General features: G+C 62.2%; 21 protein-coding genes and 2 pseudogenes. 9 read left to right on the top strand and 14 right to left on the bottom strand.

Features of this window, described 5'->3' with window-relative positions:
* Positions 1 to 116: 116 nt before the first annotated feature.
* The 3 genes from G3T37_RS08510 (at position 117) to G3T37_RS08500 (ending at position 3,203) form a co-directional block, all read left to right on the top strand.
* Positions 117 to 1,073 (top strand): sugar ABC transporter substrate-binding protein, encoded by a 957-nt coding sequence (locus G3T37_RS08510; RefSeq protein ID WP_241732281.1) that lies wholly within the window; start codon positions 117 to 119, stop codon positions 1,071 to 1,073.
* A 94-nt stretch (positions 1,074 to 1,167) separates the two neighbouring features.
* A complete protein-coding gene (locus G3T37_RS08505) occupies positions 1,168 to 1,920 on the top strand; it encodes an ATP-binding cassette domain-containing protein (RefSeq protein ID WP_163473082.1) in 753 nt (250 codons plus the stop codon).
* Positions 1,917 to 3,203 carry a sugar ABC transporter permease gene (locus tag G3T37_RS08500; protein WP_163473080.1) on the top strand — a complete coding sequence of 429 codons (1,287 nt, stop codon included), beginning with the start codon at positions 1,917 to 1,919 and terminating at the stop codon, positions 3,201 to 3,203. The genes G3T37_RS08505 and G3T37_RS08500 overlap by 4 nt, the downstream gene beginning before the upstream one ends.
* A 79-nt stretch (positions 3,204 to 3,282) precedes the next feature.
* On the opposite strand, the pseudogene G3T37_RS15390 reads toward G3T37_RS08500, so the two are convergent.
* Together G3T37_RS15390 and G3T37_RS15385 are read right to left on the bottom strand one after the other, a co-directional pair.
* Positions 3,283 to 3,798 (bottom strand): annotated as a pseudogene (locus G3T37_RS15390) (patatin-like phospholipase family protein); the annotation flags it as partial.
* Positions 3,799 to 3,956: 158 nt separating this feature from the next.
* Positions 3,957 to 4,073, bottom strand: a pseudogene (locus tag G3T37_RS15385) (hypothetical protein); the annotation flags it as partial.
* Between G3T37_RS15385 and G3T37_RS15305 the strand changes: the two are divergent.
* A complete protein-coding gene (locus G3T37_RS15305) occupies positions 4,017 to 4,262 on the top strand; it encodes a hypothetical protein (protein ID WP_163472620.1) in 246 nt (81 codons plus the stop codon). The pseudogene G3T37_RS15385 and the gene G3T37_RS15305 sit on opposite strands and share 57 nt — an antisense overlap.
* Here G3T37_RS15305 and G3T37_RS08485 read toward each other — a convergent pair.
* The 7 genes from G3T37_RS08485 to G3T37_RS08455 form a co-directional block, all read right to left on the bottom strand.
* Positions 4,235 to 5,098 (bottom strand): IS3 family transposase, encoded by an 864-nt coding sequence (locus G3T37_RS08485; protein ID WP_194241563.1) that lies wholly within the window; start codon positions 5,096 to 5,098, stop codon positions 4,235 to 4,237. The genes G3T37_RS15305 and G3T37_RS08485 overlap by 28 nt on opposite strands.
* A gap of 8 nt (positions 5,099 to 5,106) precedes the next feature.
* Positions 5,107 to 5,391: a transposase gene (locus G3T37_RS08480; protein ID WP_163473078.1), complete on the bottom strand. Its 285-nt coding sequence runs from the start codon at positions 5,389 to 5,391 to the stop codon at positions 5,107 to 5,109.
* Positions 5,392 to 5,741: 350 nt separating this feature from the next.
* On the bottom strand, positions 5,742 to 6,197 hold the full coding sequence (locus G3T37_RS08475) for a hypothetical protein (protein ID WP_163473076.1): 456 nt from the start codon (positions 6,195 to 6,197) through the stop codon (positions 5,742 to 5,744).
* Positions 6,198 to 6,575: 378 nt separating this feature from the next.
* Positions 6,576 to 13,454 carry an RHS repeat-associated core domain-containing protein gene (locus tag G3T37_RS08470; protein ID WP_163473074.1) on the bottom strand — a complete coding sequence of 2,293 codons (6,879 nt, stop codon included), beginning with the start codon at positions 13,452 to 13,454 and terminating at the stop codon, positions 6,576 to 6,578.
* A gap of 140 nt (positions 13,455 to 13,594) precedes the next feature.
* A complete protein-coding gene (locus G3T37_RS08465) occupies positions 13,595 to 14,620 on the bottom strand; it encodes an ABC transporter permease (RefSeq protein ID WP_163473072.1) in 1,026 nt (341 codons plus the stop codon).
* A 92-nt stretch (positions 14,621 to 14,712) separates the two neighbouring features.
* Positions 14,713 to 15,348: an ABC transporter ATP-binding protein gene (locus tag G3T37_RS08460; protein WP_163473071.1), complete on the bottom strand. Its 636-nt coding sequence runs from the start codon at positions 15,346 to 15,348 to the stop codon at positions 14,713 to 14,715.
* Positions 15,349 to 15,359: 11 nt separating this feature from the next.
* Positions 15,360 to 16,421 (bottom strand): peptidoglycan-binding domain-containing protein, encoded by a 1,062-nt coding sequence (locus tag G3T37_RS08455; RefSeq protein ID WP_163473069.1) that lies wholly within the window; start codon positions 16,419 to 16,421, stop codon positions 15,360 to 15,362.
* Between the two features lie 222 nt (positions 16,422 to 16,643).
* Between G3T37_RS08455 and G3T37_RS08450 the strand changes: the two genes are divergently transcribed.
* The 3 genes from G3T37_RS08450 (at position 16,644) to G3T37_RS08440 (ending at position 18,119) form a co-directional block, all read left to right on the top strand.
* On the top strand, positions 16,644 to 16,982 hold the full coding sequence (locus G3T37_RS08450; RefSeq protein ID WP_163473067.1) for a hypothetical protein: 339 nt from the start codon (positions 16,644 to 16,646) through the stop codon (positions 16,980 to 16,982).
* A gap of 155 nt (positions 16,983 to 17,137) precedes the next feature.
* Complete coding sequence (locus tag G3T37_RS08445) at positions 17,138 to 17,668, top strand: hypothetical protein (protein ID WP_163473065.1); 531 nt, start codon at positions 17,138 to 17,140, stop codon at positions 17,666 to 17,668.
* Between the two features lie 214 nt (positions 17,669 to 17,882).
* Entirely contained in the window at positions 17,883 to 18,119 is a 237-nt protein-coding gene (locus G3T37_RS08440) for a hypothetical protein (RefSeq protein ID WP_163473063.1), read from the top strand.
* A 159-nt stretch (positions 18,120 to 18,278) separates the two neighbouring features.
* Here the strand turns inward: G3T37_RS08440 and G3T37_RS08435 are convergent, their stop codons facing one another.
* From G3T37_RS08435 to G3T37_RS15380, 4 genes are all read right to left on the bottom strand, one after another.
* Positions 18,279 to 18,695 carry a hypothetical protein gene (locus tag G3T37_RS08435; protein WP_163473061.1) on the bottom strand — a complete coding sequence of 139 codons (417 nt, stop codon included), beginning with the start codon at positions 18,693 to 18,695 and terminating at the stop codon, positions 18,279 to 18,281.
* 8 nt (positions 18,696 to 18,703) lie between these two features.
* Positions 18,704 to 19,567: a hypothetical protein gene (locus tag G3T37_RS08430; protein ID WP_163473060.1), complete on the bottom strand. Its 864-nt coding sequence runs from the start codon at positions 19,565 to 19,567 to the stop codon at positions 18,704 to 18,706.
* A gap of 525 nt (positions 19,568 to 20,092) precedes the next feature.
* Positions 20,093 to 20,461, bottom strand: a complete 369-nt coding sequence (locus G3T37_RS08425; RefSeq protein ID WP_163473058.1) for a hypothetical protein — start codon at positions 20,459 to 20,461, stop codon at positions 20,093 to 20,095.
* A 1,381-nt stretch (positions 20,462 to 21,842) separates the two neighbouring features.
* Positions 21,843 to 22,127, bottom strand: a complete 285-nt coding sequence (locus tag G3T37_RS15380; RefSeq protein ID WP_163473056.1) for a DUF3892 domain-containing protein — start codon at positions 22,125 to 22,127, stop codon at positions 21,843 to 21,845.
* Positions 22,128 to 22,294: 167 nt separating this feature from the next.
* Between G3T37_RS15380 and G3T37_RS08415 the strand changes: the two genes are divergently transcribed.
* Entirely contained in the window at positions 22,295 to 22,669 is a 375-nt protein-coding gene (locus G3T37_RS08415) for a peptidase inhibitor family I36 protein (protein WP_163473054.1), read from the top strand.
* A 795-nt stretch (positions 22,670 to 23,464) separates the two neighbouring features.
* Positions 23,465 to 23,635 carry a hypothetical protein gene (locus G3T37_RS08410; protein ID WP_163473052.1) on the top strand — a complete coding sequence of 57 codons (171 nt, stop codon included), beginning with the start codon at positions 23,465 to 23,467 and terminating at the stop codon, positions 23,633 to 23,635.
* A gap of 6 nt (positions 23,636 to 23,641) precedes the next feature.
* Here G3T37_RS08410 and G3T37_RS08405 read toward each other — a convergent pair whose 3' ends face one another.
* A complete protein-coding gene (locus G3T37_RS08405; RefSeq protein ID WP_163473050.1) occupies positions 23,642 to 26,272 on the bottom strand; it encodes an FtsX-like permease family protein in 2,631 nt (876 codons plus the stop codon).
* Between the last annotated feature and the right edge of the window lie 145 nt (positions 26,273 to 26,417).

Genomic DNA, 26,417 nt, shown 5'->3' with positions numbered 1-26,417 from the left:
CTTCATGGATCTCGGTACCGGTCGCCCTTGCGGCAGCAGCATTACTCCTCACCGGATGTTCGTCCGGAACCCCCTCATCCGGAAGCAGCTCGAAGGCTTCCACACGAGCGTGCGTCATGCTCCCCGACTCGGCGTCCTCGCCGCGGTGGGAGAACGGCGACCGCCCCGCCCTCACGAAGGCGTTCACCGATGCCGGCTTCAGCGCCGACGTTCAGAACGCTCAGGGCGACACCAACAAGTACGCGACCCTCGCCGACCAGGAGCTCACCAAGGGCTGCGGTGTCATGATCCTCGTGGACTACAACGGTGCGGCAGTCGCCGTCACGCAGAAGGCACAGAAGCAGGGCATCCCAGTCATCGCCTACGACCGCCCGATCACCACGGGCACGGCCGATGCGCCGTCGATGCTGGCCGACTACTACGTCTCGTTCGACAACGAGAAGGTCGGCGAGCTCGAGGGCCAGTCCATCGTCGATGGCCTGAAGGCCGCCGGCAAGGACCCGGCCAAGGCCGTCGTGGTCTACATGGGCGGTGACCCCGCCGATGGAAACGCGAAGCTGTTCCACGACGGAGCCGTCAAGGTGATGAGCGCCGCCGGCATCAAGCCCGCTGCGGAGCCCGTCGGTGTGTGGGACGGCCAGAAGTCGGCGACCAACTTCGAGCAGGCTCTGACCTCGCTCGGTGGCAAGGTCGACGCCGTCTGGGTCGCGAACGACACGAACGCGGCCGGTGTCATCACCGTCCTCGACAAGAACGGCCTCAAGGTTCCCGTCTCCGGACAGGACGCCTCGGTCGCCGGTCTGCAGAACGTGCTGCTCGGCAAGCAGACGGCCACCGTCTACAAGCCGTTCAAGCTCGAAGCCGATGCCGCCTCCCAGCTCGCCATCCAGCTGCTGAAGGGCCAGAAGCCGACCGAGTCGAACACGCTCTACGGCAAGCCGTTCATCGCGGTCACGCCCATCCTGGTCACGCCCGACAAGGTCGAGACCGTCGTGACGGCGGGCGACGCCAAGGCGTCGGATATCTGCACGGCGGATGTCGCAGCCGCCTGCACGAAGTACGGCGTCAAGTAGGGGGCGCGCCCCCCACTGAGGCTCTGCGTCCGGTCGTCGACGGCCGGACGCAGGGCCTTGCCGTATCCCCCACACTCAGGAAAGGAACTGCGACATGGATTCCCCTCTCATCGAGCTGATCGATGTGAAGAAGAGCTTCGGACCCGTCAGCGTGCTCAAAGGCGTCTCGCTGAAGGTCTTCCCGGGCAAGATCACCGCACTCGTCGGTGACAACGGAGCGGGCAAGTCGACGCTCATCAAAGGACTCGCCGGAGTCCAGCCCTACGACGAGGGTGAGGTGAAGTTCGACGGGCAGCCCGTCGCGCTGCACAACCCGCGCGAGGCATCCCGCCTCGGCATCGAGGTCGTTTATCAGGACCTCGCCCTGTGCGACAACCTCGACATCGTGCAGAACATGTTCCTCGGGCGCGAGGAGACGACGCTCGGCACCTTCGACGAGGGCCAGATGGAGCGGGAGGCATCGGAGACGCTGCGATCCCTCTCGGTGCGCACCGTCAAGTCGGTGCGGCAGAAGGTCTCCTCCCTCTCCGGTGGTCAGCGGCAGACGGTGGCGATCGCACGGTCGGTGTTGAAGTCGGCGCGGGTGGTCATCCTCGACGAACCGACCGCGGCGCTGGGCGTCGCCCAGACCGAGCAGGTGCTCGCGCTCGTGAAGCGCCTGGCCGAGAAGGGCGTGGGCGTGCTGATGATCAGCCACAACCTCGTCGACGTGTTCCAGGTCGCCGACTACATCAGCGTTCTGTACCTCGGCCAGATGGTCGCGTCCATCGAGACCTCCGCCACCACCAGCGACGACGTCGTCGGCTACATCACCGGAAGCAAGACCTACACGGGGGCGTCGATATGAGCACCACCACCACACCTCAGACGCCGGCCCCGGCGCCGACCCCCGCCTCCGACCTCATCGGAAGCGGCCAGGAGGGCGGGATCCGCGACCAGGTCTCGGCCTACCTGCAGCGCGTGCGCGGCGGCGACATGGGCGGGCTCCCCGCCATCGCCGGGTTCGTCGTGCTGTGCATCCTGTTCACGGCGCTCAGCCCGTACTTCCTGACCGAGCGCAACTTCGCCAACCTGCTCACGCAGGCGGCGACGCTCGTCATGCTGGCGATGGCGCTCGTGTTCGTGATCCTTCTCGGCGAGATCGACCTCTCGGCCGGCGTCACCTCGGGTGTCGCCATGTCGCTGTTCGTCGTGCTCTCCGACCCGGGCGGGCTGAACCTCAACTGGATCCTGGCGCTGCTGGTCTCGCTCATCACGGGAATCGTGATCGGCATGTTCATCGGGTTCTTCGTGGCGCGGGTCGGAATCCCATCGTTCGTCGTAACGCTGGGTCTGTTCCTGGGATTCCAGGGACTGCAGCTCATCATCATCGGTGACGGCGGCCTGTACCGCATCCAGCAGCCCGAGATCCTCGCCATTCAGAACAGCAACATGCCCGACTGGGCCGGCTGGGTGATGCTCGTGGTGATGATCGCCATCTCGCTCGCCACCTCGCTGCTCGACCGGCGGCGGCGCACCCGCGCGGGTGTTCCGAACCGCACGATCGCGCTCATGTGGATCCGGCTGGTGGTCATCGCGGTCATCGCCGGCATCGTCATCGCCCTGCTCAACCAGAACCGGGGTACCGGCTTCCTGGCGGTCTCGGGCGTGCCGATCGTCGTGCCGATCACGCTGTTCATCCTGTGGTTGGGCACGTTCATCCTCGACCGCACCCGCTTCGGGCGCTACCTCTACGCGGTCGGCGGCAACGCCGAGGCGGCCCGTCGCGCCGGCATCAAGGTGGTGGGCATCAAGTGGGCGGCGTTCACGGTCTGCTCGTTCCTCGCGGTCGTCTCGGGTGTGTTCAGCGCGAGCAAGGTCGGCTCGGTCGACGCGGCCTTCGGACGCGACATCGTGCTGAGCGGTGTCGCGGCGGCGGTCGTCGGCGGGGTCAGCCTGTTCGGTGGTCGCGGTCGGCTCATCCACGGTGCGATCGGTGCGCTGGTCATCGCGGTCATCACCAACGGCCTGGGCCTGCTCAACCTGCCGGGCGGCGTGAACTTCCTCGTCACCGGCGGCGTGCTGATCCTTGCCGCTACGATCGACGCAGTCTCGCGTGTGCGTTCCGGCGGGTCACTGATACGCCGGTAAAAGACTCCATTGGAGGAGACGGTGCCCCGTCCGAGCCTCGGCTCGGGCGGGGCTCCCGTCGTTCAGGGGCATCGGATGCTCAGCCGCGCCAGAATGCCGCGACCTCGGCGGCCACGGCGCGACCGAGTTCGCGCCCGGCCCGTGCTGCGGGCGGCCGCACCGCGGGGTCGAGCGGATTCGTGCCGAAGGCCGCGAGGGATGCCGCATCCGCTGAGATCAGGTGCACCCGCGCGGGTGCCAATGCCTCCAGCTCTGAGGGCGCGATCATGGCGCCGGCGGCGGTGAGCGCCGGCTGAGGCAGAAGGATGAGCACGGGGTCGAACCCCGCGGCGAGGTCGGCGTTCGCCATTGTGCGCACCCCGCCGTCGATGTAACGATGGCCCGCGAGCGGCACGGCCGGCCACACCCCCGGTACGGCGGAGCTCGCCTCGACGGCGTCGACGAGCGACACGCCGGAGTGGCGGTCGAAGACGATCGGCACACCGGAGTCGGCGTCGACCGCCGTGATCCGCAGGTCGCGGTCGTTCCAGGCGAGGCCGCCGACGCGCGACTCGATGACGGCCCGACGCACCGCGCGCTCGACGGTCGGAGGTTCGAGGCGATGCGACCGATGCGGCTGCGCGCGTCGTCCGCCGAAGTTGCTTCGCTCTGCGCGGCCGCCATGCTCGCCATGAAGGCCTCGAAGTCGACCTCGACGAAGATCTCCGCGGTCTCGGTCGAGACCTGGCGGGCGAACACCTTCCCCAGCGGCGTGCCCGCGGCGACGTGCGCGGCAACATTCGCGCCCGCGGAGGTGCCGATGATGGCGGTGGGGTGGCCGAGGACGCTCGCCGCAGCCTCGGGCTCGAGATCCTGGATTCCCAGCAGCACCCCCGTCTCCCACGCTATGCCCGCGAGACCGCCGCCGGCCAGAACCAGTGCACCATCTGCCATGCGTCGACGGTATCCCGCGCCGCATTCGGTCAACTGGCCTATTGCCACGTTGCTACGTGGAGCCTGACCCGGTTTCCCGGACGGTTTCTTTGTGTTGATCATGCCGCGATTTCGGTGGCGGTGTGAAGGGCTTCGTAGTCGGCGGGGCTGAGGTTGCCGAGGGCGGTGTAGCGGCGGGTCGGGTTGTAGAAGCCCTCGATCCACTCGAATATCTCCGACGACAGTTCGGTCTTCGACGTCCAGTTCGATCGGTCCAGGAGCTCGCGCTGCATCGTCGACCAGAACGATTCGATGAGTGCGTTGTCGACGCTGGATGCGACCCGACCCATCGAGCCGAGCAGTCCGGCTTGCCGGAGCCGCTGTCCGAAGAGCCAAGAGGTGTATTGCGCGCCCCTGTCCGCATGGACCACGGTTCCGGGTTCGGGCCGGCGGCGCCAACGTGCCATCTCGAGCGCATCGACGACGATCTCCGCGGTGATCCGATCTGAGATCGACCACCCCACGATCCGCCGACTGAACGCGTCGATGACCGCGGCGCAGTAGACCCAGCCGTCCTTCGCCCGATGCTGCGTGATGTCGCAGAACCACAGCCGGTTCGGCGTATCCGCACGGAACTGCCGCTTCACGGGATCCTCGTGCGTGGCGGTCTCCGGCTTCCAACCGCGCCGCTTGCGGCGATGTGAGACGCCGACCAGTCCGTCTTGTCGCATCAGCCTTGCAACGCGTTTGCAGCCGACACGGACGCCAAGCGCGATCCGCAGCTCCGCGAGCACACGCGGCGCCCCATAGGTCGCCCGGGAGTCGGCATGGATGCGCCGGATCGTGGTCGTCAACGCGGCGTCCGCGACCGCCCGCGCCGACGGGGGTCGGCTCGCCCAGTCGTAGTAGCCGGAAGTCGAGATCTTCAGGAACCGGCAGGCCACCGCGACGGGGACACCGTCCGCGGCAAGCTCCTGGACCAGCCGGAATCCTATTTTGGGAGCACGTTCTCCCGGGCGAAATAGGCGCTCGCGCGCTTGAGGATCTCGTTCTCCATCTCCAGCACCCGGATCCGGCGACGCGCCTCGACCAGTTCTTTGTGTTCGTCTGTCGTCAAACCGGGCTTGCGGCCGCTGTCGACTGCGTCACGGTTCATCCAGTTCCGCAGGCAGGACTCGCTGATCCCCAGATCCCGAGCGGTCTGCGCGACCGGGTTCCCTTGAGCGACCAGATCCAGGGCACGACGCCGGAACTCCGGCGGGTGAGCAGCAGGCATCACGGACTCCTCTCTGAGACGATCATCGCCTCAACTCAGGTGTCCGGAAAAGCGGGTCAGGCTCCACTCCCATTGACCCATGTCGTCGCTGGCGTCTGTGTCGTTGTTCAGCGGGGTCGACCACATCACACAAGATCGGTTCACACGGCCCGTGGCCGCCGGTTCGATTCCGTCGAAGGAGGTCCTCGAAGCATGCGCGGGGGCGCGCCGGCCGGAAACGACACCGCCAAAAGCAGGGAGGCGGCGAGGATGCTGATGAGACTCTTGCGCCTCATCGCTTCTCCAGACCTATGATTCGGGGTTCCAATGAGCGAGAGCGCGAGAGCGACTTACCGGCGCCCCGGCTCGCGTTAGTGGGAGATAAATCCGGGGTGTTGAGACATCCACCTGTCGTACAGCTGCGGACTTTTGATCAGTCGCCCTGCTCCATCGACGGTGACTTTCGGATCGAAGTGACGGATACGGTCGGACATCCTCTTTATCGCCGTTGTGCGGATTCCGACGCCCACCGCGTTGACCACAAAGCCGATCACAATGAGGCCGAAGCCGAACGACGCGACGGTGTAGACGTCAGAAAGGGACCCTGTGGCGGAAAACGTGACGATCCCCCCAGTTATGAGCCCCACTACTCCGACGACCATGACCCATCCGCTGATCACCAGGATTACAGCCCCACCCACCAGGCGGTTGGTGAAACCCTGTCCAAATCTTGGACCGTATGCCTCGCGCAACTGTGCGACGAGCAAGCGGGGGTGGATCATGTTCCACAGACCCTGCGCCTGGCGAGCGTCGTTTCGGTTTGACATTGCTACCCCTAAGATCCAGCAGGAAATGTGCAGACCACTTTCCCTAGTTCGACATCTTGAATGGTGATCGTGTGGCCCGCCTCGCTGACTAGGTACCGCCGATCCACGGGTTGATCCGACGGCGCGGTGAGAGCGATTGGATGGCTCGGCGACACGGTGTGTGTGGCGTGCAACATTTCGAAGGAAGCCGGGATCTCACACCCGTCGGCGATGTAAAGGCTTCGACCGTGGGTGTATTGGTGAATGAGATAGACGCCCACTCCTACTGCGATGAGGATGAGCACTCCGGCTATCCGGAACGGCACAGACTTAGCCATGGACTTTCCTTCTGGTTTTCGAGGACAGCTACCGCGTGTCGACGTGGTGACGGGCAGACTACTAGCCGCACACGACTGTTTTCAGGCCCTCCACCCCGTCTGGCACGGCATTGTTCAAACCGATCGCGCCGAGAGCCAAATTAATTCCGTCCCTTCCTAGCTTGCCGGCGAGCGCGTTGCCGATGCTTCCTAGGGGTCCTCCGATGACATCGAGGGCGATGGAAGAGCAGGCCTCGAAGGTTCTCTTCACCGCGCAGTTCCCTCCATCAATGACCTTGCTTGCTACATCTGTGATCTTGGTGACCTTTTCGGCGCCCTGAGTTATTCGGGCTCCTGTTCCGATGGTATCGACGTCAGCGGCGATGCCCTCCTCAGCGATACCTTCCCCAACCGCGTCACCAATAGCATCCGCGGCAACGTCGGCACCGATGTCAGCTCCTAATTCCGCGACTCCCACTGCTACTCCTGCGTCTCCGATTGCGCCGACACCGGTTGCGGTCAGGGCAACGCCAGCGACCACGAGGCCGACAATACCCACTACGGCCAAAGTGTCACCCCAGCCCCACAATCCCAGGGGGTCGAACACGTCCAATGGGTTGTTCATGCCGTAGACGAAGGCGGCGTGGGTGGCACCGACGAGCGGGTCAACCGACAGGAACAACGTGGTGGCTGGGTCGTAGTAGCGCGCCCGCAGGTAGATCAACCCAGACTCAGTGTCGGTGTATTGCCCATTGAATTGAAGCGGCGTGGACGTCGTGCCGGTATTGCTAGTCACTGCTCCAGCTACTGAATATGAATAGTGGGCGACTGCCGCGCCGGTCGAGTCGACAAGTTCCGCGGTCGAGCCTTGCGCATCGTTGAAGTACCAGTCGGGGCTCGCGCCGGCAGTAGCTGTCTGTTCGATCGGCGCGCCGCTAGGACCGTATATGTAGTCGAGCGTTCCGTCGGTGAGCATCTCGGGAACGGTCCCGGCGGGGCTCCAGGTGAATGAGGTTGTCGTGGAACCCACGGTTTTACTGGTCCGCAGTCCGTCGCCGTTATAGACATAGGAGGCAGTCACCGCACCGGATATGTTGTCCAGCTCACCAGCTCCGTTCCATGCGTAGTTGGTGGCGGTAGAACCTGACGGCGTCTTTGACGTGCGCTGACCGTCAGCATTTGTTGTGTACACGGTCGCGCCGGAGACTGGTGTGCTGCAGCTTGGGGAAGTCACCGTCGTTGTCGTGGCCCAGCAGAGCCGGTCTGCGCTGTCGAACACCTGAGTTGTTGCGCCGTTGAGGGTGGGATTGGTGGCGTTGTCATAGCTGTGGCTGGTGGTTGTCCCTCCCGTGACCGAAGTTTTCAACTCATTGTTCGCGTTATACGTGTAGGTCGTCGCGGACCCCAGTGCCCCGTTTGCCGGCGTCGAACTCGATTCGTTCCCGGCGTTATCGCGACCGTAAGTGAAGGTTCCGAGGGCCGTAGCGCCCTTGGCCAAGGCAGTCGAGGTTTCCTGAGATGCGTTGTTGTATCCGATGGTGTCGGTCGTTCCGTTCGGGTAGGTGATGAGTGTGTTGCGGCCATCGGCGTCATAGGTGAAAGTGGTTTGCCGTCCGGCGGCGTCCTTGATGTTCGCCAGCTGATTGAGCGTATTGAAGCCTCGTGTGACGGTGTTGCCTGCTCCGGGATAGACGATTGAGGTCTGGTTGCCTTCCGCGTCGTAGGTGTAACCGACCGCTGTGCCGGCACCGCTGACGTACGAAACAAGTTCACCAAAGTTGTCATAGCTGTACGTCGAGGTCCCGGTGGCGTCGGTCATGGTCGCTCGTCGGCCGGCCGCGTCGTAGGTGTAAGAGACCGAGTGCGCGGTCAAGGTCCCCGTATAGCTAACGGAGGCGAGCTCGCCTGCTTTGTCGTAAACAGAGGATGTCGTGGTTCCGTTCGGGTCGATGAGGCTGTTCTGATTGCCGTCCGCGTCGTAACCGTACTGGGTCACTTTGGAATCTGGATCCGTGACCGTGCTCACGCGCCCCTGACCGTCGTACGTATAGGTGGTGGCGTGCGCGCCGAGGTCGGTGACAGAGTGCGATGTCCCGTCGTCGTTGTAGACCGTAGTCTCGGTTCCTGTCGGGGCGGCGACTGTCACTGCCCGGTCGTCGTTGTCGTATGTGGTTGTGGTTGTGTTCGCATCCCCGTCAGTTGACGTGAGCACGTCCCCGTCTGCGTCGTAGGTCAGCTTCGTGGTGTGACCGAGTGGGTCGGTAGTGATCAGGACTCTGCCCCAGGCGTCGTGAGTGTATGTCGTGCAACCAGTTGCGGGGGGTGCGCATGAGGTTGTGCTTCCGGCAGCGACACCGCGGGCCGACACCGTGGCGGTCAGCAGACCTTTCGTTGTGTCGTATCCGTACTTCGTCGTGTTTCCTGCGGCGTCCTTTGTTGACGTCATGTCGCCGTACGCGTCGAAAGTCAGCGTCGTCTTGTTGCCGTCATAATCGGTGGCTACGGACGGGTCCGCGGGATAAGTGGTCGAGGGGTAGGTCACGGATTCGGTGCGGCTGACCGTTGCCGGAGGGTTGCTGTCGCTACTCTCGGCGCTCTGTCCAGGTTCAGCGATCGTCTCGCTGGTCTGAGCTCCTGCCGCGTTGAAGGTATTGGTGGTCTGCACCAGATCCGGTGTCGTCTCCTCAGCGACATGGCCGTTCGCGTCGTAAATGAAATCTGTGGTCCGGCCGAGGGCATCGCTGAGCGACGTCTGGTCACCGTTGTCGTCGTAGGTGAACGTCTCGACTCCGCCGTCGGGGTTTGTCTGCTGTGAAACACCGAGCGTTTGCGGGTCGTAGGCGTAGGTCCACGTTTGTGCGACTGCGCTTCCGTAACCCTTCGTGTCGGAGGTCAGCAGCCCGTTGGTGTACGTCTGGAGGTCTTTATGGCCGACGGCATCGGTAACTAACGTCTGGCCGGCGACGAGACCTGCTCCGGTGTCAGGGCCGTAGGTGAATGTGGTTGTCTTGCCCATCGGGTCGGTCTGCGACGTCACTCGCTCGGACGAGTCGTAAAGCATCGAGGTGGTCGGAGTTGGCGTCCCGGTCTTGCCGTAGTTGTTCGGGGTGCGGAACGACGACATCAGGTTCGCGGCGGTGTAGGTGTATTGGGAGTGATCCTGGTCCCCGTCAACGCCGCCGGGTCGCAGAGTACCGACGCCATAGATGTCGGTCAGCTGTCCGGACGCGTTGTATTTATAGTCCACTTGTTGGCTGGCGGAACTGACGACGGAAGTAATGTGGCTGCCGGTCCACGTGAACGTATAAACCCTTCCGCCTGCGTCTGTGACCGTGTGGAGGTGCCCTGAGGCGTCATAGGCGAACGCTTCACCATATTTGGGCGATGCGGCGTAGCCAGCCTGGTCATACTCGGCCGTCAGATGTCCCGTGGATGTGTCGAATAGTGCGATGAAGGTCCCACGCCGCGAGTATGTGTAGGTTGTGCCGGACTTCGTGAGGGTCGCGTCGAATCGCGGGGAGGTCGGCGTGTAGGTCGATCCTGACAATGTGAATCCCACCCGGGAACCATCTTCCTGGAGTATCGTCACGGCGCTCGTCGATGGGTCGGTGGTCGCGCTGAGGCCGTATGAATATGTCCACCCCGGACCGAACGCTCCGGAGATGGCGCTCGACCCAGCGGGACCCGAAGGGTCGGCCAACGCTGAGGAGTAAGTGAGGGTGAGGTTCAGGGATGCCCCGCGCCCACCTGTGGCGAGGTCCTGAGAGGTGATGCCGAAGTAGCCGGTGCTGGTGTCGACCGGATCCCCCGCGGCTCGCTTCCCGCACAAACAGTTGACCCACGCCGGGTTGGAGCCGGCAGGTGCATCCTGGAGCTTGACGGGTCCACCGAGCGGGATGTTCGGGGTGCCTCCCTTGGGCACGAAGGCGATGGCGTCGAAGGCGACGTCAAAGGCTCCAGCGGTCATCGAGCTGGCGTTCGTGAGCGTCACTGTGCCGCCGGGTTGCATGCCGAAGGTGCCGAGCGAGACCCAAACCTCTTGTCCGAAGTCTTGATTCAGTCGAACGGCGGTCTGTTGCCCTCCGCCACCGGGGTTGACGGTGTAGGTGGCGTCGACGGCGACGGCGCCGGTGGCCGGGAGGTGCACCATGATTTTGTAGTTTTGTGTGCTTGGCAGCGAAGGTGCCCACACGCCTTTGTCGATCAGGGATGTGCTCGACGCCGGCTCGGTGTGCGTGAAGTACACGTGTCCCCCGAGACCAGCCCCGAGTTGATGAAGGTCGATGTCTCCGATTGGATCGCCGCTTGAATTCTGACCAGACGTCAGCGTGAACGATCCGCTGTTGGTCCACGCCGACCCTGAGCACCCCTGAAGGTTGTCTGCTGGCGTAGCGAGATCGTCGGTGATCAGAGAACCGGCCGGCACCTGGGAGGTGTCGATCGTGCAGGTCTTCGTCACGGGTCTGGTGGCCGGAGGGGTATAGGTGGGTTCTGAGCTACCAGCCGCGTCTGTGTAGCTGCTCGTGGCGCAGGTGTTTGAGCAGGAGGTGATCCACGTCACCGGTGTGTGCCACCAGCATTCGGAGTCGGAGAGCGAGCAAGTCGAGGTTGCAGGATTGCAGTCATCCCCCGCCGTTGAGCAGAACGCGGTCGTGGGTGGGATTTGGAGCCATCCCTCACCCCCGTGGAAGTCGGCCTGCGTGTACGCGGTGAATCCATACCGTACGATCGCCGAACCCATCCATCCCATGATTCGTTCTTCGTAAGGCCAGGACGACGGGTGAGCGGCATCGCCGTACGTGTACTCGAGATAGGGCAGTCGCGCGGGGCTATACGAAGGGTTGGCCGGGTTGTTGGACCACCCGAGTCCCCAAGTCCCATCGGGACCGGTGCAGGATGCACTGGGTGTGCAACCGGTGGTGTTCCCGAACGCCGCGGTGGGCTGAATGCCAGTGTTGTACGCCCATGCCGCGAGGTACCAGTTTTCCAAGTACCGAGGGTCGCCACCGTTCACTGTGATTCCCGCCGCATAGAGCTGGTTCCACGTTTTCTCAAGGATCTGCAAACCGGCGGCAACATTCTCTTGATAGTCGACGGCGACTTTCATCTGCCCATGCGCTGTGATGGTGGTGTCACCAACGTGCATACCGGTGGTGACCTGCGCTAGACCGTACCCACAGTCAGCGGCGGGATAGTTGATGGTCGAAATGCTGTTGCCCGCACCGTAGTAGTCGGCGATGAGCGGGTCCCCTGCGATGCCAGGCAGTGCATGCCAAGACGACTGATTGAAGTTGCTCTCTTGCGCAACGATTGCTTCCATGACCGAACGCGGTACGGAATTCCAGGTGTCCGAAGAAGGGTGACTCAATGGCACCGGCGGGAAATCGCTGCTCGGCGAATAAGAAGCCAGACCCATGTTGTCGAAGTTCGCTGGGCGAGTGGACGAGGAGCCGGTCAGAAGGCCTTGCTCAGCCATTTCAATGGCCCAACTCACCTGAGCGTTGCCGGGTTGCATGGCTTGGAGAGTCGGCGAAAGGCGTGGGACGGCGCACGTGGGTGTCGTGGCGCCAGGTGAAAGTGCCGGTGTCACGCTGTGATCGGTGGTGCTCCCGACTGTGATCGAAGCTGCGGTGCTTGCTGCTCCGGTTTTGAAAGTTGCGGCTGTCTTGCTTTCTTTTGGCGATACGCCGGATATGTCGTCTCCATCGGAGGACTTTGCCGAGCCCCGTGGACCGGTTGTCCGAATGCTCCGTGACCTCGTGGACGGAGTTGTCGTGAACTTGGAGTTGAAAAGTTTGTGGGTCGCGGTGAGTTCGAGCGCGGCGACGTCGGAGTTCTTGGTCGACAGGTTGGGGCTGGATGCCTTGCTTGACTTGACCGGCGTGGAACGTCGGATCGAGCCGAAAGCGGCGTTGCGGCGAAGTGACACGGTTGTTGGAGCCATTCCGAGGTGTGTCAGTTTCACCAACTTGATGTGGGCGTTCGTCGTGAACGTTTGTGTTCCCGTGGCGGTGTTGACTCCGTTTGCACCCTCGAACAGGCGCAGTTCGCTGGTCTCTCCTGTTCCCAATTTCTTGAGTGAGCCGGCTGAGTAGTGCCAGACCGCGGCGCTGTCATTTGAGGCGGCGTGCGAGAGAAAGTCCAGCCCGCCGTCCGCGGCGGGGACGAGGGAGTACGGGGCGCCGTTCATCGCGCTGGTGAGCGTGGTGGCGGCGATTGGCGCCTTGGCTGTACCCCCGTTTGCGATGCGCACAAGTGCGTTTCCGCGTGCGCCAACGAGCATCTGTCCGGTCACGACGGCTGAGGTGATCTGGCCTGCCACGATGGAGTGTTTGGTTTGCATACCGGTTGCGAGGGAGTAGGTCGACAGCTCGGTGGTCTGCTGGTCGGCGCCGATACTCGCGGTGAACGTCGCGGTGTCGCCGGCGCCGCAGCTCGGTGAGAAGTAGAACGAGCCGACTCCGGAGGCGAGCGCGGTGACTTTGCCCGATGCGATGTCGACTTCATAGGCATATGCGCCCGCGGTGCGCTGCGATTCGATGTCCTCTCCGTCGGCGGGGAGCACGGAGACAGCCGCGTATTTGCCATCATCAGTGAGGCATTGGTATCCGTACCAGGTCGACTCGTCGAGGTTCGCTGGTTTGATCACGGCGATGTCGGACCAGGCATAGGCTGACGATTCCCGCGCTACGCGAAGGTGGTAGCCGTCAGACTCTCCGATGCCGTCGATAGCGATGTCTGTTGATTTGGCTGCTGCGCCTTTGACGTCGGCAAGTTTCGCGGTCGACGTCGGAACAGCCGCCGCTGTAGCGGGCGTTGCCGCGCGCGCCGGTCCGCTGGAGAAGACGCCGGCGACGAGAAGAGTCGCGCTAAGGCCGGTAGTCAGGATACCGAACGTCCATCGACCGAGCCGGCCCTGACGGCGATAACGAGCGGAGAGAATTCCATGGTGGAGGTGCATGCGACGACCTGTCTAGAAGTATGCCCAGTTGCGGGCGGGGGCCTGCTCGGCTCACGTTGGCATACACCGACTTGTCTGTATAGTCCTCTTTTATGAGGACCAGTCGCTTTTGGATGATGTGCTTGCAAGTGTAACCGGGGTCAGGGCACGCGCAGTTCTGCTACCGGGTCGCGCCTGGCTGCGACGACAGCGGGGATCACGGAAGCGGCGATGCTGACGATGACGGCAAGCACAGCGACCGCCGTCGCGTATGAGACTCCGGGGATGGGCTGCTGCTGGATCGCGAGCGTCAGTTCGGAGCCGAGGACTCCCGCCACCGCTCCCCCCGCCGCGAGGAAGGCGACTTGGAATGTAACCAAGCCGATCACCAGTGATCTCGTGGCTCCGAGTGCTCGTCGACGGCCAAAGTCTTTGCGCCGCATCAGTACAAGCCCGTACAGCATCGCCGCCAGCACAGCGGCCGTGACAGCGAAAATGATTGCAACGAGCGCCTGCGACGAGGCGGCAAGTTGCTCTTTGATGAGCCCACGCAGTTCAGCAAGGTTCTGACTTGTCGAGATTGTGATTTTTGTCGGGTCTGTTGTGCCGAGCAGAGGGAGCATCGCGCGCGTGACGGCAGAGACCAGTGTTGGGCGCTTGACCGTGATGACGAGGACCGAGATTGGACCAACGTCGCTCGCGGACACCGGCACAACGGTTAGAGGTTGCAGGAAATTCAGATAGCTCGGCGTCACCAACTCTCCCGCGACGTCGATGTTTTTCCCGTTTGACAGGCTGATGCCCCCAACCTTGTCGGGAAGCCCCAAATCGAACAGAGCCGACTGGGAAGACCACCCTTCCTTGCCGGGAAGGGGAATCGAACGGGGGAGGTGAAGCGGTGTGGGTGAGCTCGCGAACATGTTTCGAACGGGCAGGTTGGTGTCGTCGCGAATTGCCGAATTGTGTCCGTCGATCGGGGCACTGAACGCGCCAAGCCAGGCGATGTCGCGGATGCGCCTGACCCGGCCGATGACTGCCGGGTCGAGTTCCGATCCGGTGGACGCTTGCACGGTTATCGATCGAGTGCCGGCGGAGTCGAGCGATGCGACCACGTGTTCTTGCGCTCCGTCCGTGCGACCCGAGGTGAGGATCACGCTCGCGCAGCTGGCGGCGACCAGTGCGAACACCAAGAGCGATGTGAGGGCCTGGGATCTGACGGTCGCTAGGGTTTCTCGAAGGAAGTCCCGCAGCTGAGGCGCCTGTGCGGACCTTTGGGCTTTCACAGTTCGAACTCACGATCACAGGCGGCGATCACGTTGGGGTCATGCGTCACTACGACTACCGTTGTGCCCGCGTTCGCCCGGGCACGTAGCGCGTTGATTACTACCGCGGCGGACGCGGCGTCCAGGTTGCCGGTTGGCTCATCAGCAAGGAGATGATGAGGGTCTGCAAGCAAAGCGCGACATAGCGCGATGCGCTGAGCTTGTCCGCCGGATACCTGATGTGGTTTCGCTGACGACCGGAGCTCGACTCCGAACATTTCCAGCAACTCCGTTGCCCGTCGCCTTGCGCCTGGTAGCGCATCTCCGCGGTAGAGCGCAGACTCGGTGACGTTGTCGAGGACGGTTCGCGTGGAGTCGAGTGCCGCGTCTTGAAAGACGAATCCGAATGCCTTTGCCCGCATTCGGGCGCGGGAAGCATCCGAGAGCAGGCCTGTGTCGACGTCATCCACGATCACCTGTCCTGCGGTCGGACGAAGCATGATCCCGGCGACATACAACAGCGTGGATTTTCCTCGTCCTGACGGCCCTGTGATGGCGGTCATGCGACCGGGCTCGAACACTGCGTTAACGGCTTCTAAGGTGGCGGACTTCGCCCGTGGGTAAACAAATCTGAGGTCGGTGATGCGCAGCATTGGTCCGTCGGCTAACTCGTTGCCGGGACTCGAACGACCGTTCCAGCAGGGATCCCCGACACAACGCTCAGACCGTTAGCGTCGGCAAGATCCTTCACTCGACGAATGCGCCCATCGGCTTCAACGACCTCGAGGGCTCCGTTGGACGGAGTTCGAAGCGCGCCGCTTGGGATGACAACACCGCGTACCGTGGCGGACAGGATGATTTTCGCACTGAGAGAGGTTTGCCCGGTCGCGGGTATTTGTGTGCACTGGTCAGGCGGGCAGATCGTGTCTCCCGATTTCGGCCGCAAAACGACGTTGACGTTTCCCTGTTGATCCGTGGATTGCGGCCCAATCGCCGCAGACCACTGAGCCCCGCTTGGTGCCGAAATGGTTACATCGGATTGCAGCGGAATAGCGGACGCTAGGTCAGGAGTCGTCGAGATTGTGAAGTCCGGCGAGGCGGGCAGCGAGAGAACTGTCTGCTCACCGCCCATGAGAGACGCACCTACCTCGACCACTTTCGGATCGAGAGTGAGCCGTTGCGAGAGCGTTGGAACATAGATGACGTCACCCATCTGCACCGATCCAGTCGGATCGATGCCGAGCGACTTCTGCCAATTATTGACCGCTTGCCCAGTGACGTAGTCAAATGTCCCGCGAGCGACCCCTGACAGGAGGTGCTGGTTCACAAGAAAGTCCTGCAACTGCTTCACGTCAGCGCCGTGGTCGCCCAACGCGAGCCCGCGAAACGCCGGCACGACGCCCGGGAGAACAACGACTGGACGAAGGTCGACCGCGTAAATCTTTGAACCTGCGTGTAGCGCTCCCGGGTGCTTTAGATAGATCTTCGTGACTGTGCCGACCGCTCCGTTTCGAGCTACTGGCGTCGTCGTCCATTCGGCGATGGCGTTCAACGACAGTGATGAACCGACGCTTCCGAGTGTCGCTTTCGCGGTCGTGAATCTAGCTTGTGTCGCTGCGGGCGCGGCGGGATGGAAAACAGTCGAACCTGCCCAACCGGCGGCGGCGCCGATCACTATAGCGACGAAGACGATCCCGACGATATTGAGCGCTCTTGGGCTCTCCATGAGTGTCTCCTCGCGGATTGGGTGTCCAACCGGACCCTGGAATCGCAGCCCAATAGTGTGGTCGGCCGGCCGTTCGATGCACGACGGCTCGGACTACTGAAGCATGCCACAAGTCCCAAAATTCGTGATGTCCTCACTTCTGCTGACTTGATGTCGAGCTGAGGGGCGAGGATTATTCGCGACGATGGAACACCATCGCATCTGGGTCAGGAAGGATTGCGCGTGAAACGCAAAGCTGTTCTATTCGGAATTTCAAGCTTGGTCATCGCCGCTTCGCTCGCACTGGTTGGCGCATCGGCGGCTCAAGCGTCTTGGACATACGCCTACCGCTGGGGCTACGACGATTGCTCGTCCTACGGCACTTACACGCACATGACGTCAACGAACAAGGGCAAGCTCGCGCATCAAATTTCCGACGGTGTCGCTGGATACGTCGAAACGGATTACAACAACGGCAGCACCTACATGAAGCGGTCGACCTACGGACCGTCACGCTACGCCGACTGGGGAACGATCGGATACGACACAACTCCGATGACCCAAGAATCCTGGGGCTGCTGACAGAGTTCATGACAATTTGCAATTCGAGGTCCCGGACGAGGGCCGCTCTCGCACAGATGTTCGTCGTTGGCAGCGTTCTCGCCACGTGTGCGGGATGCACTGCGGCGTCGACCTCACCGGCTTCCCATGCTAGCCACGCCCCTTCGTCGACCGCAGTGCTTAATGCCGCAACAAGCAGTTCGCCGTTGTCGCCCGAACTTGAAAACGAGAAGCAAGCCCTTCTTCAGGATTATCCGGGTGTCAAATTACCGGGTCCGCAGATGGTCCGCGCGGTCACGCTCGACGAGTGGCCCCAGGCGCACTCAGCTTGCTTGGTCAAGGCAGGGTATCCAGCGACAGTGACGCCTGACGGCGGAGTGCAAACTCACGTAGGCGGAAAACAAGACGAGGCGTTTCAGATTCAGACTTGGGTGTGCGATGTGCAATTTCCGCTGCAGTCGAAGTTCGAGAAGTCGCTCAATACCGCGCAATACACTGCACTGTGGAAATATCAGAAAGGCGACCTCGCTAAGTGCCTGACCGCGCATGGTTTCACTGTGGACAGCCCCCCGAGCCTTCAAACCTTCATCTCCACGTACGGCCGACCAGGGTCGTGGAGCCCCTACTCGAATGTCAACGGAACTGACGCCGAATTCACTGCGATAAACAAGGAATGCCCGCAAGTACCAGATGATTTTTACAACTAGACGCAGGTTGCCGACGGCCGTATCCGCGGTTTTAGTCGCAGGGTTCGTTGTGGCGAGCCTCGCTGGCTGCGGGTTTCTGAAAGCGGCATCGGCATCGGGGCCATCCACAATCGGTTCGCAGTCGAACGGTGGAAGCTCGAGTGCTGCCGCTCCTCCCATCCGTACTGCGCCGACGCCATCTCAGACACCGGTCCCTCATCGGGTGGGACCCCTGGTGAACGGCTTGCCACACGATTACGGGGTTGTCGACGGCGCGCGAGGAACGGTCAGCGCCGAAAAAAATGGCGCTCCTTACCAATACAAGGTTGCCGCCGGCGACCGCCTGAATGAGATTGCTCACCGGTTTGGCTATTTGAACGGGGACGCGATCGAGAAACTGAATGTGAAATCGACCAAGTACGGCACGTACATTTATGTCGGTCAGTTGCTGTACCTGCAGAACCCGAAGTAGGCGTCCTGCAGCTCGCGAGCGTTGCGCGGCCGGCGATCTCACATCGTCTCTGGACAATTGTGCTGGGCCCCATCGTGTAGCTAGAACATGTATGTCCCACGGATCGTCCCAATTGACCTCGGTGACCACATGCCCATCGTCACCGATCCACGGTGTGCTTCATTCTCGATCGCACGCGGAAAACCGCACTCCGGCGTCGAGGTCGCTTATCGGCACTGTCGCGCCCTCCGCGATATTGGGCAGATGCAGGATGAGGCAACCCTGATAGCTCAAAGTCCTCGCCGAATACACGACGCATCGGTCGAACCCGATCCGGAGCGGCGCGGTTATGGTCAAAGTTTCTCCGACATCGAGGTCACTCCGGCCATCCACGCAATTCTGCAGCGTGACAGCGCTTCCGGTGTCATTCACCAGAGTGATGTCCTTGACGGGCGTGTCGATGATGGACCAGAGAAACGTCCACGAGCCCACGACTGCCGCTGCGCTGACTACCCAGAGCACAACCCATCGGGCAATGATCTTCGGCTTCCGATCGGAGGTTGCGCTGACTCGTATGCCGCCCCACTCAGTTCGCATCTGCTCGCCTAGCGACCGAGCCCGCGGGTGACAATGAAGTCGCCCACGTCGAAGCACTCGTCGTCCGTCAGGACGGGGCATTCCCAGCCGTTCGACGCCATGTGCGCGAGGGCCTCCTCACTCAAACCGATGCCGTAATGCTCCACGTAATCCGCCGTGTCCTTCCACCAGCAATACGTTCCATCTGAGAGAAATGCAGTTCCGAAGTCGCGGTTGAAGGTCTCGCCGAGTAAGTCCTTCGTGTGGTCCCCGCGAAGAACGACCTCGGCGGTGCGCAGGTATCTGACCACCGCCGGACGCAGGGCCGGATCCAGCATGCCCACCCGCGCTCGGAGATACACCGCATACGCCTCGTCAGATCGCACGTCGGCAGCGAAGCCGTCCAGGGGCTCGACTTTGCCGGGGTAGTCCGCGTCGCGCGAGAACAACTGCATAACCGCCTCCGACGCGGCCGCCTGCCAGCGGCTGAGCTCCCCCTCATCCCGGAACGACAGCCAACCGGAGTACTCGATCGCGACGGAACTGAGTATCGCGCTGCCGTCAGAACGCAGGAGGTGCAGGTTCTCCGGTCGCTCCGGCTCGCGCCACTCGAACAGCGCGGGAGCCGCCGTCAACTCGACGACCGCCTCCGCGGTGATCCGCGCCACCCGCCGGGAATCCACCCCCGGCGGCAGCATCAGACCATCTTCGGTGGCCACCCCGCCGCTGACGCCCATCCGCCGGAGCACCCCATCACCCACGTCGTCGGTGCCGACATCCTCCGGAGAGAACGCCACGAACTCCACAAACGGCAAGAGGCTGTCAATCAACTGCCGGTACGCCGAGCCCACCGGATTGGAAAAAAAGCTCAATTGAAAGTTATCCAGCGTCATTCCCAACCCAAATGTGGTCGACCGGGCCAATGGCCAGGTGAAGCCTCCGTGCGACGCCACGTGCGGGGAGCGCCGTGCTCTGCGGTGCGTGCGCGGAGGCCTGCACCCCAGCGTGGCAGGGCTGCGGCGGCACTGCGTCGGCCGCGAGGATGACCGGGGGTCGGTAATCCGGGCGACATCGCGACCCCACCCGCGGTGCACGCCCGTCGCGCCGTCAGGTCGTGTCGGCCCATGCGCTGCCCCGCCCAGGCTCGCCGCCCGGCTACCAATTGAACAGGGCCAGATAGATCGAATGAGCCAGCGTCTGCCAGTCGATCTCGTGCGAGGCCTGATCGACCAATCCGCTCGATTCTTCCTCCGTCCCGTCGGATCACCATCACGCTCGATCACCACCCACAGAGCGGGATCAACAACCGGAGCTTCGCCGCCCTCGTCCAGCTCCTCAGCCAATGCACCGCCCTTCGAGGAACTCCCGCGATTTTCGATTTGGCCGCAGAGGGCCAACCGACGTGGTCGAAGACCGCGTCACGAGGTCGCCCCCGCCGCAATCGCCGCCACGCAGAGAAAGGTCGCCTCGACGAGCAGGACGGAGCACGCGATGACGACTTCGCGCAGTCCATTGCGCCCGATGGATGCGACAGAGATCAGCGCGAGAAGTGCAACCGCGAGTGCGAGCGCCATAGCCAGGAACGGGAAGACGCCAGCGAGATACGACGGATCATCGATCAAGAGAACGCCGGCCACGAACGCTGCCGCCTGCGGGATCGCCACTACGGCCGGCGCGTAGCGAACGCGCGGATGCAGCTCCCGGTGCGCACCCGGCGCGACCGGGGCCACCGCCGCGTCGGTCGTCGCCTGTGACGGAATTGGCGTCGCTGGGGTCTGGTCGCTCACATCACTCATCTTTCACTACCAGCGGGAGCGCGCGGATGCTTGTTGACGACCAATGAGTCCCCGTCGGGTTCCACTGCACCACGATTCTCGAGAATAGGGCGCACGGTGGTTTCGCCCGAGATGACGAATGCCCCGCCGAGCGAACTCGAGCGGGGCATCCGGTGCAGTGGACCTGAGGCGACAGTGTTCGAACTTTACGCTGGAAGTGGGCCGACTGCTCTCAAGAAACCACGCTCGATCGGAATTTTCAACGGCGAGAAGCAGCACTGTCGATGAAGTTCGAGTTATCTCCCAAGGTCTCGCGATTGGGCCAACCCAACTGGACAGCCCGGGCGCCACATCAAACGGCGGCGGCGTTGGAGTATGGGTCATCAAGCCACGGCAAGCAGACGCACACCTTCCGAAGCGTGCTCAACCGCTGCACGTTGACGTCTAGCTGCAATGCGCAGCGAGCCTGGAACTGATCAGGGAGCTGGTCACGCATCCGACAAGGCATCAGCAAAGTCAAAAACCCGCATCGCGGGGGGAGACGCGGATTGCGACGGCTCCCTCGCCCGTGATCCGCCTATCCTGAGGTTGTGCGCGAATTTGCCATCTTGATGGTGGGTCTGGCGGGAGTGCTCGCGACCATATTCGTCGCGGGCGAGTTCGGTCGTCGCGCTCGGATTGCCGGGCCTGAGGTCTATCCCGGCCCGTACGACAACACGACGAAAAACAAAGCAAATAGCTTGATCGCCGCGAGAAGGCCGCCGACGATCTCGGTGCCCCGCGAAGTCATTGTCTTCCTCGCACGGAGGAACCTATCTGAGTCACGATTTATGGCGTACGCGTTCGCCATCACACCCGTGTGCTTGGGTGCCGCGATCACACCCGGATACCTAGTCCCCGGCCTCAGCGCCGCCGTGTTGGGCGGTCAGGCTTTTCTTTGTCTGTTCGCGTTGGTGTTGTTCACTAATCGGTTATGCCTCAATCGTGGCAGCCGAATGGCGCTTGACCTCGGACTGCAGCAGTCTCAATCCGAGGATCCGAACAGAGGAATCGGGTGTCGCAGTCCGCTATGCCCTAGCGGTCCCGACGCAGCATCGCCCACACCTGAGGTCCAGGAAGGCAATCTTCAGCCAGGCGAAGAATAATCTGACTGCGGTGACGACTACGAGATTCTTCCTCGCAGTACCGTGGACTCGAAGATCAGACGCATTCGCGCCGTGCTGCAGAACGATTTGCCCCTTGACCGGTTGGGGGAACTCGCGCCCGTAGTTCGCACACCGAGCCGCGTTCCGTCGTGAGTCATAGATCGGGCGCCGTCACACGACAATGTCAAACGGTCAGAGCCGAAGTCATGTTCGAATATAAGTGCTAAGGCTCGCGTCGACCAACGCGCCTATCCCTCGGGCAGATTCTCAAGATTGTCGAGTTTGGTGCTATCCGGAGCAGTCCTTATGTAGGGCGCAGCGAAGCAATTTGCGCGAGGGCAGGATATCGCCGTCCGGATAGTTGCCGTATACCCGCCTGCACTTGTTGACCAAGTGTCTCCGGCGTTGATGCTGTTCACGACTTGGCTGCGCGAGTAGTAAAGGCCCGTCGCTGTGATCACGCCCTCTATATGCCGATGGCTCCGGTCAGAGGACAACTGCTTGCGTACCTTCGTAACGGTGTAACTGGTCATCGGAAACTTATCCGCTCGGGTATACGGAGTATATAAAAAGAATAACCTACTCACACTCACGTATTCAAAAAAGTCGCACTTAATGCCTACTGCGTAACTAGTCTACGACGGCCATGATCTGGATCGGGAAGATATCCCGCATATCCCGAAGGAAGGATCCGCCGACCATGATCAGAAACCCAATTGTCGCTGGAGTGGCAGCTGCGGTAGTCGCACTTGCAGGAGTGGCCGTAACCGCTGGGCCGGCGTCTGCCGCGCAATCAGACTGCCCGTCGGGCTACGCCTGCCTCTGGCTCGATCAGAATTACACCAACACTCTCTACAAGAACTCTGGCTCGCCGAACAGCGTCACGAACAACGACACGGCGTCGTCGCTTTACAACAGGCAGTCCACCTCCGTGATCTTCTGGGAGGACATTAACCACGTGGGTCGCACGATCACGTTCGCATCCGGCGGTGCCGCCAACTCGCTTGCCGCATACAACACGAATCTCGGCACCTTCGAGACATCGAACGACCGAATCAGCAGCTTCAGTCACTAGCTGATCAGGCGGAATGGCGTGCGCCGAGGGGAACCCGGCGCACTCTGTTCTGCCCAGCAGAAAAGTCCCTGACGCTGCCGAAGTGAGGTACATTCCATGAGGGTCTGCCTAGGCGCAATATTCCTGGTAGTGGCCGTGACGCTCGCGGGTTGCTCGTCCATGCCGCCCGCACCTCCGCACCCGACGACCACGGGTCTCGACGCCGCTAGGTTCGGAGGTGTCCACGCTGTGGTCGACGGCCAAATCGGCACGATAACTCTTCCGTTAGATGTATACCAAATGACCTGGGCAGAGCTCCAAGTCATCGACCATGCAAATGACGTGTTGCTCGACGATTGCCTTAGGAAGTCCGGGTTTACGAACCCGCTGCGAACACTCGACAGGTCCGCGATCCCAGTTGCAGAAGATCGTAGGTACGGGATTTGGGTGGCCGTAAACGCGCGTCGGTACGCGTATGAGTTGCCATCCTTCGCGTTTGCGGTGAAAGGGGACGCTCTCCTTCGAGCGCAGTCGGCGGCCTGGTCCAGTGCGGAGGATTCCTGCCTTAGGTCAACGCCATTGCTCCCTGAACTCACTTACACCGACAGCAGGGCAGGCCTGCAAGGCAGCCCGATCAAAACTGGTACCGACGGAGCCGCCGCTGCATACCTCGCGGCATCCCGTACGAAAGCGTGGCGCATCGCGCGGCAACAGTGGTGGGCTTGTCTTCGAATGCACAAGGTGAGCCCCAGAACGAACGCAACCGACTGGAGTCCGGTCCTTCCGACGAATCCGGCTGCCGCACCTCGAACGGCCATGATCGATGTCAACTGCAAGGCGTCCACGAAGATCATCCAGACGCTGGCCGACATTGAAGCTCGTTATCAAGCAGCCTTCATTGCGCACCACCGGGAGCAGCTCGAGTTCGAGCGGAGGGCGGTCGCCGATGCCGTCAGAGAGGCGAAGAGGGTCATCGCAGCAGGCTGACCCAGCTCAGCGTTCGATTGGACGGGCCGGAGTCCTGCTGCCGGTAAGGATGGCACTCGCTAAGGCCACAACAAGTGGGATCCCAAACGCAGTGATCCCAAGCTGCACCAACGGTGGCGTGAATGGCAACCCCGACTGGCCACCGCTTGTTACAGCGATCGCGAGTACCGGCAGGGTGCCCAAGGTGGTGCCTATAACGGCGCCCGTTCCAGCAATGCAGTATGCCTGCCAAAAGTTGAATGACCTTCGGAGTCGCGGCGTTCCCCCTGACGCGACAATTGTGAACACATCGTGACGGCCGTCCGAACGCGCGAGCCCGATTGCCACCGAGGCAGCGCCGAGTACAAGCAACGCACACAGAGCTACCAAGGCCCATGCCTGGAGGCCCGCTTCAGATGGCGGTCCCACCTCTACGTGAGATTGGATCAATTGTTGGTCGCCCGTGAGCGATTGGTTGATTTTATTGAGCCCGTCGAATTCAGAGTCTGTTGGCTTGCCGCTGGACTTGACCAAGACCATACCGGGCGCCACTTTCAGGCCAATGGATCTCGCCGTGGTGTCCAGCATGAACACTGCAAAATGCAAGTCGTGTGGGATCGGCTCGACGACCGCGGGCAGCGTGGCAGAGTGAACCGGCCGGCTCGGGCGTCCCATTCCCCCTTCCGCTCCCTCTTGAGCATCCGATGCGAGTTGATCTCCCGTCCTCCAGTCGATAGTGACTTGCCCTGAACGCAGATACTGCGGGTAAAGAGAAATCGCTCCGCCGTGGCTGAGCGTAGAAACTGCGCGCGTCGAGAGAGATCGGCCGATAACGACCTCGATATCGTTCACGGATCCGACCCAGATATTCTGATCCATGACGTAAGGCCGCCCACCGCAGCCTTGAGTGTCCAGGCTGGGATTTGAATAAATCCCGTGGGGACACGCCGCGATCACATTCATACGGGGCATCGCGAATAGGTCCCGGGCACTGCCGGGCGCGCCCGTGAAGGTCGCGGATGCTTCGAGAATCGTTGCGCGCTTCGCATCGAAAGTGGCCTTCATCGCGTCGGCCACAGCGAGCGCATTCGCGGTCGCCGACGCCGACGCCGAATCGGGAGTTACCCAGTCACGAAGATCCGCTTGCGCCAGCCCTGGAGATGTCCAGTAGTCCCATCGTGAGCGAGCTTGGGCCTCAGTCGATGCGGCAAAGGTCATGACGAAGGAACCGAAGAAGATTGTTGCCATGATCGCTGCAACGGCTGGAACTGTGCGCGCAGCATTTCTGGAGACGTCGCGAGCGCCGAGCTTGGCGCCAAGCCCGATGCCCGATGCACCCCACGAGATGGCTGAGAGCAACGCAGGGGTAGCCATGATGGCCCCGATTTGCATCACGACAGGGCCAAGAACGAGTAGCACAAGGCCAGCAGAAAGCGTCGGTGGATCGACGAGTCCACCGGCCAATCGGACTGCTGCCACTACCCCACCAGCCAGCGAGATCACGGCACCGAATGCGGCGAGGAGAAGTCCGATAATTGGTCTGCGCCGCTTGATCGCTTGAGGCCTGAGAGCGCCGCGCAGTGCGGAGAAGACATCGGTTCGAGAAGCAGCTCGGGCTGGTAGCGCTGACGCGACCCACCCGGATGCAATTGCGAACACGACCGTGGACAGCAACACCAGTGGGTTGGGGTGGAACCCTGGGTATTGTGTAATGTTCCCGTCGCTCGTGAGCTGCATATACGCCCATGCCCCACCAACTCCGGCGGAGGCGCCGATCACACCGCCTATTGCGCCGAGCACAACGCCCGAGAATGAAATCACTGCGAACAGAGTCGCCCTGTCCCCGCCGACGCTCGCAAGGATCGCGAGGTTCCGCTGCTGTCGTCGCGCCCCCACCATAAAAGCAGCGCCGGCAAGCAGCATCACCTCAAATAGGGAGAATCCCGCTAAGGGAACGATGGTGCCGAGTTGTGCCACAGGCAGCGTCGGCGCGTCGGCGGGAACCTCTGTTGGCCCCAAAATGGACAGGTTGAGCAGGACCTCGCGAGACAACACGACCGCGCCGGACTTGTTCATGTCCTGGACCATTCGCCACGACACTGGCGTGTCGGGCAGATAAAACGTAGTCGAAGCCAGGTCCGTACTTCCGCTCACTGCACCTGCGGGAGTGAATATCTCTTGATTATTGGATGGCTTGGTTCGATCCCGCAGAGTCCCGACAATCTGAAATGCACTTGTCTGGCTTCCCTCGATGAACACTGATTCGCCGAGGTGCTTGCCAAGCCGTTCCAAGGCGGCCGGCGTGACGAGTATTTGCGACTTCGATCGGGGCGAGTGGCCACTCACCAGGGCGAACTTTCCTGCAAATGCTGGGCCCCACGAGTCACCTTCGAGTACTGCGAAGATTCCCTTGCCGGTTGCCGTCCCGACCGTTGCCGAGAGCAGCTGGAGCGGGATCACTCGATCATTTCCGAGGAAGTCCGATGGACTCCGGCGCGGATCGTCGACAGCGTGATGGGTTGGGTTGCCGTGACTGTCGGTCTCGAAGCGAACGTTGCGCGGGTTGTTTGGGCTCTGCACCAGAGTGGCATCCGGAGGGAACTCCATGACAAAACTGGCTTGAGTCCGGCCGAGTTCCGCCGTGACCGTTTCATCCACTGAAGGAATTGTACTTGTGAGCACGGTCCCTAGAGCAGAGAGGCCGAAGACAGGCAGAGCAACGAGAGCGACTATCAACCCGCTTCGACCTGAGGCTTGAACAGTGGAGCGCCTAGCCACCCTCAAGGCGACCCGGAAGCGACCA

Origin of the sequence: Galbitalea soli (genome assembly GCF_010686725.1) — a bacterium.
GTDB lineage: Bacteria > Actinomycetota > Actinomycetes > Actinomycetales > Microbacteriaceae > Galbitalea > Galbitalea soli.
This window is presented reverse-complemented; position numbering and strand designations above follow the sequence as displayed.